Raw genomic sequence first — 10,537 nt, forward strand, 5'->3', positions numbered from 1 at the left:
ACGCCTACTTGGCCTGGAGGCCGGCCACCATCGGGCAGCCGCCCTCGCTCATCGGCCGGAACGCCTGCTCGGCCGGGATCGTCTCCAGCACCTTGTAGAGGTCCCATTCGCCCTTCGACTCGGAGGGCGCCTTGGCCTCGAACAGGTACATCGGGTGGATCTTGCGCCCGTCCGGCCGGATCGTGCCCTTGCCGAACAGGGGATCGTCGGTGGGCAGTTCCTTCATCTTGGCGACCACGGCGGCGCCGTCCTTGGCCGACCGCAGCGCCGCCACGGCCTTCAGGTAGTGCAGCATGCTGGCGTAGACGCCGGCCTGGTACGAGGTCGGCTTCCGGCCGGACATGCGCGCGCCGAACCGTTCCGCGAAGGCCCGGGTGCCGTCGTTGAGGTCCCAGTAGAACGAGGCGGTGAATTCGAGGCCCTGGGCGACTTCGAGGCCGAGGGAATGGATGTCGGTGATGGCGATCAGCAGAGCGGCGAGCGTCTGGCCGCCCTGGCGGATGCCGAATTCGTGCGCCTGCTTGATCGCGTTGGCCGCGTCGAGGCCGGCATCAGCGAGGCCGATCACCTGCGCGCCGGAGGCCTGCGCCTGGAGCAGGAACGAGGAGAAATCGGGGTTCGGGAAGGGGGTGCGCACGCCGCCCACGACCGTGCCGCCGTTACCCACCACCACCGCCTTGGTGTCGCGCTCCAGGGCGAGGCCGAAGGCGTAGTCGGCGGTGATGAAGTACCAGGACTTGCCGCCGCGCTTGAGCATCGCCTTGCCGGTGCCGTTGGCCAGCGCGGCGGTGTCGTAGGTCCAGTGGACGGTGTTGGGGGTGCAGGCCGGGCCGGTCAGGTCGGCGGTGCCGCCGCCCGAGTTGATGAAGGCCTTGTTCTTCTCCTTGGTGATCTGCGCCACCGCGAGCGCCACCGAGGAGGTCGGCACGTCGAACACCGCGTCGACCCCGTCGCGGTCGTACCATTGCCGGGTGATCGAGGCGCCGACATCGGGCTTGTTCTGGTGGTCGGCGGCTACGACCTCGACCTTCAGCCCCTGAGCCTCCGGCTTGAAATCCTCCACCGCCATGCGGGCCGCCACCACCGCGCCCTCGCCGGTGGAATCGAAGTAGACCCCCGAGCGGTCGTTCAGCACGCCGATCTTCACCGGCACGAGGTCGGCCGCGAGTGCCGCCCCGGCCCCGAGCGCGCACAGAAGCCCCGTCAGTGCCGCGACGCGGTGGCGGACCGTCATGTCTCACTCCCTGTTTCTTTGATCGCGGCGGCGTTGTTCGCCGCTCGGATGTCGTCCGAATGCAGTCTAGGCGGACCGGATCGGAGCCGATACCGGCCGGTGAGAGGATGCGGGCGATCCGTCAGGGCCTCCCCTCACCCGCGCGGCGCCAGCCCGAAGATCGCCCGCGCCTCGTCGGGCGTGGCCGGTTCGCGGTCGAGATGGGCCAGCAGGCTGACGGCCTTCTCCACCAGGGCGGCGTTGCTGGGCGCGAGCACGCCCCGGGACAGATAGAGGTTGTCCTCCAACCCGACCCGGACGTTGCCGCCCATCCCGGCGGCCACCGCCAGGATCGGAAACTCCTCCCGGCCGATGCCGAAGGCCGACCAGACCGCGTCCTCGGGCAGCCGGGCTCGCATCGCCACCAGCGCCTCGGCGGTGGCGGGCGCGCCCCAGGGGATGCCGAGGCAGATCTGGAACAGGGGCGGCCGCGCCAGGTGCCTCTCGGCGATCAGGTGCCGGGCCAGCTCGATCTGGCCGAGATCGAACACCTCGATCTCGGGCCTCACCCCGGCCTGGCGGATCTGCGCCGCCATGGCCCGCAGATGCGCGGGGGTGTTGAGGAACAGGTGCTCGCCGAAGTTCATCGTGGCGACGTCGAGGGTGCAGATCTCGGGGCGTAGCGCCGCGACGTGCCGGGTCCGGGTCTCGGGCGACGCGAAGGTGGTGCCGGGGCCGGCCAAAGACGGGTCGGGATCGCCGGGCACGAACCGGCCCCCGGCCCCGGTGGTGAGGTTGAGGATCACGGCCTCGTTCTTCTCGCGGATCCGCTCGACCACTTCGCGGTAATGGGCCAGCTCCATGCTGGGCGCGGCGGTCTCGGGATCGCGGACATGGATGTGGACCACCGCGGCCCCGGCGGAGGCGGCCTCCAAGGCGGATCGCGCGATGGCCTTCGGGCTCACCGGCACCGCCGGGTTCTTCTTCGTCGTGTCGAACGAGCCCGTGAGGGCGCAGGTGATGACGGTCGTCCGCGACATTTTTTTCTCCCTGGCCCTGATGCTGACGGGAGGTGGACCGACCCATCAGGTTCTTCGGCAAGCTTTTGAAAACGCGGCGCTTTCGCCCTCCCCGCAAGGGCTGCCGGATACACAGGCCTCCGTCGTCGAATGAACTCATGCCGTCGCCCGTGAAGGGCGCGGGTCCCCTCTCCCGTGCGGGAGAGGGACAGGGTGAGGGATATGACCTCTCCGGAAAGACCTGATCCCTCACCCCAACCCTCTCCCGCACGGGAGAGGGGGCGCCTCGAGGCCTCCAGGAGCGATTGCGCCCCGAACCTGTAGACGTCGCTCCGCATAGGGCTCTGAGCCCCGCTATAGCGCTCCGCCATCGACCGTGATCGTCTCGCCGGTGATGTAGGCGGCGCCCGCGGCCAGGAAGAAAATCGTCTCGGCGATGTCCTCGGGCCGGGCCATGCGGCGCAGCATCGTGTGCTGCACGGTGGCGGCCTTGCGCGCCTCCGGCCACGGCTCGGTCCACGGGGTGGCGACGAGGCCGGGGGCGACGGCGTTGACGCGCACGTCCGGGGCCAGCGCCCGGGCGAGGCTGCGGGTGAGGTTGATCAGCCCGGCCTTGCTGGCCGAATAGGCGATCGAGGAGCCCCGCCGCCCGAGTCCCGCCACCGAGGCGGTGTTGACGATCGCCCCCCGGTTTTCTTTCAGACTTGCCGCCGCGGCCCGCGAACAGCGGTACGGGCCGATCAGGTTGGTCGCTAGGATCGTGGCCCAAAACTCTTCCGTCATCGCGTCGAGGTCCTCGAAGGCGATCGGCGCGGTGGTGCCGGAGGTCCCGGCATTGTTGACCAGTACGTCGAGGCCGCCGAGCGCCGCGATCCCGGCCGCCACCATCGCCTCGGTCTCGCCGGGCTGGGACACGTCCCCGGGCAGCGCCATCACGGCCAGGCCTTCGGCGGCGAGACGCTCGGCCTCCGCGGGGCCGCGGGGATCGTCGGGCAGGTGGTTCAAGGCCACGCTGGCGCCGTTGCGGGCGAACAGCGTCACCGTCGCCAGCCCGATGCCAGAGGAGGCGCCGGTGACGAGGATGCGCCGTCCGGACAGGTCCGCGCCGATCATGTGCCCTCCATCCGGCCGATCCCGGCCATCGCCTTCTTCAAGGCCAGCAGCTTGCGGTCGCGCGCGCGGAACAGATCCGCGGGCGCGCGCCCGCCCCAGTCGAAATAGCCGCGCCCCGCCATCACCCCGGTCCGGCCCTCGGCGCAGAGGGCATCCAAGGTCTCCGACCGGGTCCGGGCCGGGGGCGGCGCGTAGCTGCCGTTCGCCAGGGCGCGCCGGGTCAGGTCCAGCCCGGTGAAATCGGCCTTGGCGAGGTGGCCGAGGATCGGGATGCGTAAGCTGAGCCCTTGGATGATCGCGTCGTCGATGTCGCGCGGCTCGGCGATGCCTTCGTCCAGCAGCCGGAACACCTCGGCGCTGATCGCCGACTGGATGCGGTTGGCGACGTAGCCGGGGATGAAGCGCTTGAGCACGATCGGCACCTGGCCGAGGCCGACTACGAGGTCGCGCATCGCCGCGATCACAGCCGGATCCGTGCCGGGACCCGGGACCACGTCGACGAGGTCGACGATGTAGGGCGGCGTGTACCAGTGCATCACGAGCGCCCGCGCCTGCCGGGCCTGCGGGATCAGCGGGAAGACGTCGAGGTAGCTGGTGTTGCTCGCCAGGATCGCGTCCGCCGGGCAGAGCCGGTCGAGTTCCCCGAACAGCGCCCGCTTGGCCTCCAGGTTCTCGGTGATCGCCTCGATGACCAGGCCGGCGCCCGCGACCGCCGGTTCGAGGTCCGCCTCGACCCGGACGGACCGGGCGAGGCGCGCGGAATCCCACCCGTCCGGGGCGGCGCCGGCCTCCTGCAGGGTCGCCAGCGCCGAGGCCATGAGACCCGGCACCCGGGCGCGGGTCTCCGGATCGGTTTCGGTGATCCGGACGCCGTGGCCGTGTAGCGCCAGCACCAGGGCGATGCCGTGGCCCATCAGGCCGCCGCCGACGATTGCAATCTCCATCATGCCGTCCCCTCAGACCGTCGCGATCGGCGTCGTCGGCGAGCCGACCGCCCCCGGCAGGCGCAGCGGCGGCGCCGTCAGCAGGAACCGGTTGCGGCCGTGCGCACGCAGCCAGTCCGCGAGCGGCGTCAGGTGCCACAGCTCGCCGAGGTTGACCCCGAGCTTGAACAGGCAGTGCTCGTGGAGCGGCAGCGTCGCACAGCAGGCCGGCCCCACCCCGGCCGGGTAGGCCTCCACGGCGTAGTTGTCGGCGATCAGCGCGCAGAGCCCCGAGCGCGTGATCCAGTCGAGGAGCCGCGGGTCCCGGCCGTCGAGGCCGGCGCAGAGGTCGTGGACCTGCTTCGGATCGGGCGTGCCGCCCATGGCGATCAGCCGCTCGGCGAAGCCGGTGTGCAGGCAGACCATGTCGCCGGGCTCGATCACGACGCCGTCGGCCTCGAGGATCCCGGCGAGCCGGTCGTAGCCGACCTTGGCCTTGGCGTCGCCGAGATGGGCGCGCAGGTCGATCATCACGGCCCGGCCCTGCATGCCGACTTCGGCCAGGCGTTCGATCCCGAGCCTTTTCGCCCGGGACGGCTGGTCGGCCGCCTCGTTCGTGCTCGGGCCGACAATGTCCCGGCCGCCGCGGAAGCCGTTGTAGAACGTCGGGCCCGCGCCGGTGCCGTCCGCATCGAACAGCGAGCCGACATGGGCGAGAGAATCCCACTGCGTCGAGTATTGCAGGTGGATCAGCGCGCGGTCGTCGCAGATCACGTCGGTGGCGCCCGCGACCTCCTCGCAGACCGGGAAGTTCATGTTCGGCCGGCCGTTGGCCCGCCGGGTCGGGGTGATCTGCGGCGGGTGGCGGCGCGGGTTGAGGACGTTGCCGCCGGGCAGGTCCAGCGGCAGGCTGAGGCAGAAGGTCAGGCCCTCGCGGACCTCGGCGACGCCCTGGCGGACCTTCTCGGGGGTCAGGAGGTTCAGGCGCCCGAGCTCGTCGTCGGGGCCGAAATCGCCCCAGGTCGAGCCTTCCGGGCGCCGGGTCCAGCGCAGGCTCATGAGCGCCGCCCCCTCGCCCGATGGCGCAGGACGTGTCGCGTCGCGGGAATCCGGGGCCGCGGTCCGGGGCGAACCCCGGCCGCGGCCGAGCGTGCGTTCCTCACCTGTCCGTCGCCCTTCTTCGAGGCCGTCGAGCCCGCTTTTCGCGGAGCCGCCACGAGCCTAGGCCGGTGCGGCGCGAGTCGATACCCCGGGCGGAAAACGACTGGGCCGAAACGTCACCGCCCGGTCCCGATGCGGGCCTTGTGCTCTGGTTTTGCGCGGATACAGTTCATCCCAAGCCCCGCGAATAAAAAATTCGGGCGCTTGGGATGAGGAATCGCCGATGTCCGAGACCGTGCGCGTCGTCGCTCGGCGTGCCCCGATTCGGCGCGCGCTGCCCGCGCTGCTCGCTGCGGGGCTGATCCTGTCGGGACAGGCCCGCGCGGCCGACCCGTTCAAGGTCGGCGTGATCGCCGAGGCGCAGTCGGTGGCCGGCGCCGCGATCCCGAAGGCGGTCCAGCTCGCCGCCGACGTGATCAACGCCCAGGGCGGGGTCGACGGGCGCCAGATCCAGGTCGTGACCTACGACGACAAGAGTTCCGCCTCCGACGCGGTCCGCGCGTTCCAGCGGGCGGTCAGCGAGGACAAGGTCAACCTCGTCATCGCCAGCTACATCTCCGAGGTCGTGCTGGCCCTGATGCCGTGGTCGGCCCGGCTCAAGACCCCGATGATCACGCCGGGGGCCGCCTCCAACGAGATCAGCGTCGCCGTCCACAAGGACTACGCGCGCAACCGCTACACCTTCCACGGCTACCTGACCTCGCACGCCCTGGCGCAGTCGGTCTGCGACTCGGCCAAGGAGGCGCTGGTCGGGCTGCTCAAGGCGAAATCCGCCGCGATCATGAGCGAGGACGCGGCCTGGACCCGTCCGCTGGACGCGGCCTACGAGGAATGCCTGCCCAAGTCCGGGCTCAAGGTGGTGGAGCACGTCCGGTTCTCGCCGGATACGGGCGACTTCACCCCGATCTATAACAAGATCGAGGCGGCCAAGCCTGACCTGATCGTCACCGGCATCGCCCATGTCGGCGTGCAGCCCACCGTGCAGTGGCAGAACCAGCAGGTGCCGATCGCCATGACCGGCATCAGCGGCCAGGCGACCTCCTCGACCTTCTGGGCCAACACCAACGGCGGCACGCAGGGCGTGCTGTTCGACGCCATCGCGGTCCCCGGCGTGGCGATGACAGAGAAGACGAACGCCTTCACGGACGCTTACATCAAGCGCTTCGGCGGCGCCCCGTCCTATGCCGGCTACATGGCCTACGACGCCATGCATTACGCGGCGGACGCGGTGAAGCGCGCCGGCTCCACCGAGGCCGACAAGCTGGTCGATGCCCTGGAGAAGACCGACTGGCTCGGCACGGTCGGGCGCATCCAGTTCTACGGCAAGGACGAGACCTTCACCCACTCGATCAAGTACGGGCGGGGCTTCGTCACCGGGCTGCTGGCCCAGTGGCAGAGCGGCAAGCAGGTCGCGATCTGGCCGACGGAGGTGGCCAACGGGACATTGATCCTGCCACCCGCTGTGAAGCCGGCGGTCCAGTAATCGCGACGCGAGAATCCCAAAACAATGATCGGGCTCCAGATCCTCGTCGACGGCTTCGCGATCTCGGCGCTCTACGCGCTCGGCGCGATGGGCTTCACCCTGATCTTCGGCGTCTCCGGCGTGCTCAACCTCTCGCACGGCGCGCTGATGGTGATGGCCGCAGTCGCGGCCTGGGCGGCCTCGTCGCAGTTCGGCCTCGGCTCCTACGCGGGCGCCGGGCTCGGCATCCTGTGCGGGCTGGCCGCTTCCCTGGTGACCTACTTCGCCATCGTCGCGCCGATCGAGCGCAGCAGGGCGATCCCCCGGGAAGAAAAAGAAATCTTCGTCCTCACCGGCACCCTGCTCTGGGGCATCATGATCCAGGAGCTGGTCGCCTACTTCTTCACCGACAACCCGAAGACCGTGCTGCCGATCGTCGAGGGCGTGATCGAGATCGCCGGGGTGCGCACCCCGAGGAACGAGATCTTCACCGCGGTGATCTGCTGGATCGTGATCGGCCTGCTGTGGCTGTTCGTGAACAAGGCGCGGGCCGGCAAGGTCCTGCTCGCCGCCTCCATGAACCCCCGCGGGGTCACGCTGCTCGGCCACGACATGGGCAGGATCTACGTCGCGGTCTGGGCGATCTACGGGCTCCTCGCCGGGATCGCCGGGGTGCTGCTCGGGATGTTCCTTGGGGTGTCGTCCTACTCGGTGGGACCGCTCACCGCGAGCGCCTTCTCGATCGTGGTGCTGGGGGGCTTGGGCAGCGTCACCGGCTCGCTGATCGCGGCTTATGTGGTCGGCTATCTCGAGACCGCCACCGCCTACCTGATCTCCCCGGCCTACCGGGTGATCCCGGCCCTGCTGCTGCTCGTGGCCGTCATGTACCTGCGCCCGCAGGGCCTGCTGGGGCGGCGGTGATGGTTTTTTTGGGACTTTTCCGCCCGTGGTCCGAATGGGAAGCGCGCGACCTCCGTGGCACGCCCTCCCCCCTCTGCGGGGGAGGGTACCCTGCGCAGCAGGGGGGGAGAGGGGCAGCGCGACGCTGCAGGATGGATCGGGCGTCACGACCTCTTCGGACACCGCGCTCCCCTCTCCCGACCCGGCCTGACGGCCGGCCCACCGTCCCCCGCAGAGGGGGGAGGGCAACGTGCGGAGGATGGACCCACTCATGAAGCTCCTCACCACCCCGGGCTTCTGGGTCGCGCTGCTGGCGCTGGTCCTGGCCGCGTTCCTGCCCTGGTGGGTCTCGGGCTACATCCTCGGGCTCCTCACCATCGCGTATTATTTCGGCGTCTTCGCCATGGCCTGGGACCTGCTCTTCGGCTTCGCCGGGGAGGTGAATTTCGGCCCGACCTTCCTGATCGGGCTCGGAGCCTACGGGGCCGGCATCCTCAACAACCGCTACGAGCTGCCGATCCCCTACTGCCTGGCGGCCGGGACCGTGCTGGCGGTGGTCGGCGGGCTCGCCCTGGCGCTGCCGGCCCTGAAGGTGCGGGGACCGTATTTCGGGCTGATCACCCTGGTCGCGGTGCTGCTCCTGCAGAACATGATCGTGGTGTTCTCCGGGATCACCGGCGGCGAGATCGGGCTCACGGTGCCCGACGTGATCTCCATCGACGCCGACACCAACTACTGGATCGCGCTCGGCTTCATGGCCTTCGCCGGGCTGGTGCTCACGGCCATCGCCCGCTCGCCCGTGGGGCTGATCCTCCAGGCCGCCGGCCAGGACCCGATCGTCACCGGCGCGCTCGGCTTCAACGTCGCCAAGCACAAGCTCGCGGCCTTTGCGGTCAGCGCCGCCTTCTCGGGCCTCGCGGGCGGGCTGGTGGTCTTCTACATGGGCACCGCCTCGGTCGGCACGCTGATCGACACCGCGGTGGGCGTGCAGGTGATCATCGCGGCGGTGCTCGGCGGCCGGCGGACCATCGTGGGCGCCGCGCTCGGAGCGGTGTTCCTGATCGCCGCCGGCGAATTGCTGCGCCCGCTCGGGCCGCTCTCGACCTTCGTGGTCTCGGCGGTGGCCCTGCTGGTCATCCTGTTCGTGCCCTCGGGGCTGCTGGGCCTCGCATCCGTCCGGAGAGCGCGATGACCGTCGCCGTCAAGCCAGCGCTGCGCGCCGCCTCCCTCGCCGAGCCCTGCCTCACGGTGCGCGGCCTGACCAAGCGGTTCGGCGGCCTCGTCGCCGTCAAGGACATCGACCTCGACCTGCGCCCCGGGGAGATCCTGGGACTGATCGGGCCGAACGGCTCGGGCAAGTCCACCGTGATGAAGCTGATCATGGGGCTGGAGCGGCCCACCGCCGGCTCGATCCGCCTCGACGGCGCCGAGATCGGCGGGATGCCGGCCCACCGGGTCGCCCGCCAGGGCATCGGCCTCGTGTTCCAGCACGCGCGGCCGCTCCAGCGGCAGACCGTGCTGGAGAACATCAGCCTCGCGCTGCTGCCCGACAGCCTGATCCGCCTGGCCGCGGATCCGCACGTTGCGCGCCGCGCAAGAGAGATCGCCGAGCGCGTCGGCCTCGGCGCCGTCGCCGACCGGCGGCCCGGCACCCTGCCTTTCGCGGACCTGCGCCGGCTGGAGCTCGCCAAGGCGATCGCCCGCGACCCCCGGGTGGTGCTGGTGGACGAGCCGTTCGCGGGCCTGACCGGGGGCGAGGTCGCGGCCTTCTCCGAGCTGATCCGGGGGTTTCGCGACGAGGGCAAGGCCGTGCTCCTCGTCGACCACAACGTGAAGAGCGTCGCGGCCCTCGTGGACCGGGTGTTCGCCATGTATCTCGGCGAGCGCATCGCCGAGGGCTCGGCCGAATCGGTGATGGCCGACCCGACCGTGCGCCGGGTCTATCTCGGCGGCAGCATCGAGACCGCGGCCCGGCCCGAGGCCGCGTTCAAGCCGGATTCGCTGCTCACCGTCGAGGGCGTCGACGTGCTCTACGGCAAGGCGCAGGCCTTGCGCGCCGCCTCCATCCACGTCCACGAGGGCGAGTTCGTCTCGGTGGTCGGCCTCAACGGCGCCGGCAAGACCACGCTGTTCAACGCCATCTCGGGCCTCGTCCCGCATGCCGGCACGATCCGGTTCGACGGCCAGGATCTCGGCCGCATGAAGCCGGCCGCAATCGCCCGGGCCGGAATCGTCCAGGTGCCCGAGACCCGCGAGCTGTTCGGCGACCTCAACGTGCGCGAGAACCTCGATCTCGGCGGCCAGCACGTCCCCAAGGCCGAGAGCGTGCAGCGGCGCGAGTGGCTCTACGAACTGTTCCCGATCCTCAAGGCCCGCGAAGGCCAGACCGCCCGTACGCTGTCCGGCGGCGAGCAGCAGATGCTGACCATCGCCCGCGCCCTGATGATGCGCCCGCGCCTCCTGATCCTCGACGAGCCGACCTTGGGCCTCGCCCCGGTCATCCTGGAGCTGCTGTCGAAGGCCCTGGAGCGCCTGCGCCAGACCACGCCGATCACCGTGCTGCTCGGCGAGCAGAACGTCACCTTCGCGCTGCCCCATGCCGACCGGGTCTACGTGCTGGAACAGGCCCGCATCGTCTGGGAAGGTCCGCCGGACCGGTTCGCCGGCGAGATGGGGGCGAAGTATCTGTGAGGAATGTGGTCGCACGCGCCGCTCTCCCTCCCCCTCTGCGGGGGAGGGTGGGCCC

9 protein-coding genes are annotated in these 10,537 nt (G+C 70.5%); 4 read left to right on the forward strand and 5 right to left on the reverse strand.

Annotation, left to right across the window (positions count from 1 at the left end; genetic code table 11):
• Positions 1-4 precede the first annotated feature (4 nt).
• The 5 genes from FV233_RS08170 to FV233_RS08195 all read right to left on the reverse strand — a co-directional run bounded on the left by FV233_RS08170 (position 5) and on the right by FV233_RS08195 (position 5,327).
• Complete coding sequence (locus FV233_RS08170; protein WP_147897190.1) at positions 5-1,234, reverse strand: ABC transporter substrate-binding protein; 1,230 nt, start codon at positions 1,232-1,234, stop codon at positions 5-7.
• Between the two features lie 134 nt (positions 1,235-1,368).
• Positions 1,369-2,253, reverse strand: a complete 885-nt coding sequence (locus FV233_RS08175) for a 3-keto-5-aminohexanoate cleavage protein (protein ID WP_147897191.1) — start codon at positions 2,251-2,253, stop codon at positions 1,369-1,371.
• Positions 2,254-2,586: 333 nt separating this feature from the next.
• Positions 2,587-3,345, reverse strand: a complete 759-nt coding sequence (locus FV233_RS08185; RefSeq protein ID WP_147897193.1) for an SDR family oxidoreductase — start codon at positions 3,343-3,345, stop codon at positions 2,587-2,589.
• A complete protein-coding gene (locus tag FV233_RS08190; RefSeq protein WP_147897194.1) occupies positions 3,342-4,292 on the reverse strand; it encodes a 3-hydroxyacyl-CoA dehydrogenase family protein in 951 nt (316 codons plus the stop codon). The genes FV233_RS08185 and FV233_RS08190 overlap by 4 nt, the downstream gene beginning before the upstream one ends.
• 9 nt (positions 4,293-4,301) lie before the next feature.
• Positions 4,302-5,327: a cyclase family protein gene (locus FV233_RS08195; RefSeq protein WP_147897195.1), complete on the reverse strand. Its 1,026-nt coding sequence runs from the start codon at positions 5,325-5,327 to the stop codon at positions 4,302-4,304.
• Between the two features lie 325 nt (positions 5,328-5,652).
• Here FV233_RS08195 and FV233_RS08200 point away from each other — a divergent pair, with 325 nt between their 5' ends.
• The 4 genes from FV233_RS08200 to FV233_RS08215 all read left to right on the forward strand — a co-directional run bounded on the left by FV233_RS08200 (position 5,653) and on the right by FV233_RS08215 (position 10,482).
• The gene (locus FV233_RS08200; protein WP_147897196.1) at positions 5,653-6,912 is read left to right on the forward strand and encodes an ABC transporter substrate-binding protein; all 1,260 of its coding nucleotides are present in this window, start codon (positions 5,653-5,655) and stop codon (positions 6,910-6,912) included.
• Between the two features lie 24 nt (positions 6,913-6,936).
• Positions 6,937-7,812, forward strand: a complete 876-nt coding sequence (locus FV233_RS08205; RefSeq protein ID WP_147897197.1) for a branched-chain amino acid ABC transporter permease — start codon at positions 6,937-6,939, stop codon at positions 7,810-7,812.
• 250 nt (positions 7,813-8,062) lie between these two features.
• Positions 8,063-8,983: a branched-chain amino acid ABC transporter permease gene (locus FV233_RS08210; protein WP_147897198.1), complete on the forward strand. Its 921-nt coding sequence runs from the start codon at positions 8,063-8,065 to the stop codon at positions 8,981-8,983.
• A complete protein-coding gene (locus FV233_RS08215; RefSeq protein ID WP_147897199.1) occupies positions 8,980-10,482 on the forward strand; it encodes an ATP-binding cassette domain-containing protein in 1,503 nt (500 codons plus the stop codon). Before FV233_RS08210 ends, FV233_RS08215 begins: the two co-directional genes overlap by 4 nt.
• Positions 10,483-10,537: the final 55 nt, after the last annotated feature.

The organism is Methylobacterium sp. WL7 (assembly GCF_008040085.1).
Taxonomy (GTDB): Bacteria; Pseudomonadota; Alphaproteobacteria; order Rhizobiales; family Beijerinckiaceae; genus Methylobacterium; species Methylobacterium mesophilicum.